This window comes from Pyxidicoccus trucidator, assembly GCF_010894435.1.
GTDB lineage: Bacteria > Myxococcota > Myxococcia > Myxococcales > Myxococcaceae > Myxococcus > Myxococcus trucidator.
This window is the reverse complement of record NZ_JAAIXZ010000072.1, coordinates 1-784: the sequence shown is the minus strand read 5'-3', so window position 1 is coordinate 784 and position 784 is coordinate 1. Positions and strand designations below refer to the sequence as shown.

The window sequence follows — 784 nt, the reverse complement described above, 5'->3', positions numbered from 1 at the left end:
ACCATTCTGTCCGGGAAGCTCCTTTTCGGAGATCGCGTCTATGGCCGCTTCACCGAGGCCCGGCTGCCCAAGGGAGGTGGCACCGTACGCGTGTGCATGGAGCTGCGGGACGGGTCCGGCAAGCGTGGTCTGGAGCGAGAACCCGGCTCCACGGAGGGCAACGTGAAGGTCTGGAACACCGGGTACGTCCGGGCAGTGGATCGCTTCGAGTAGGCGCACCCGGGCGTCCGCGTGGTTTGCTCAGGGCGTAGTAGGGGCGGCGCCTCGGGCCTATATGTTCGCGCCCACTTCGGAGGACTTGTCTCGTGTCCGCGTCAGCACCCATCGCCCTTCTGGTCTTGGTGGCCCTCCTTGGCTGGACGGCCCACGCCGATGAGCCGTCACGACTCCCAGCCTGCGACTCGGCCCAGGACCAGATCGCGCTCCCGGACGAGCTCGAAGGCAGGGTGTACGAAGTCTGCATCAGCCCGGGCCTGGCGACTCTGATTGTCTTCTTCTCGTCCGAGTTGAAGCGCGAGAACCTGACGCTGGAGGGAGCCGACCGATTTACGGTGGTGGAGACGGGAAAGCGCAGCATCTCGCTTCTGCCCTCCGAGAACGTGGTTCCTGGCGAGCGGCTGAAACTGACGGCCCGCTTCGCGGACGGAGAGTCGCCCGCGAGCATCAGCTTCGTGCTGGTGGTACATCCGGCCCGTGCCACGCGCCAGGTGGAGGTCTTTCGCCAGAAACGCACCTTGGCGTCCTACCAGCAGGCGGAGAAGGAGAAGGGACTCCAGCTTCAGCA

1 protein-coding gene and 1 pseudogene are annotated in these 784 nt (G+C 65.4%); both read left to right on the top strand.

The genetic code is table 11. From position 1 onward, the window contains the following. Positions 1 to 213 (top strand): annotated as a pseudogene (locus G4D85_RS48450) (serine/threonine protein kinase); the annotation flags it as partial. Between the two features lie 92 nt (positions 214 to 305). Next, a partial coding sequence (locus G4D85_RS48445; protein WP_164021926.1) for a DUF2381 family protein occupies positions 306 to 784 on the top strand: 479 nt, incomplete at its 3' end.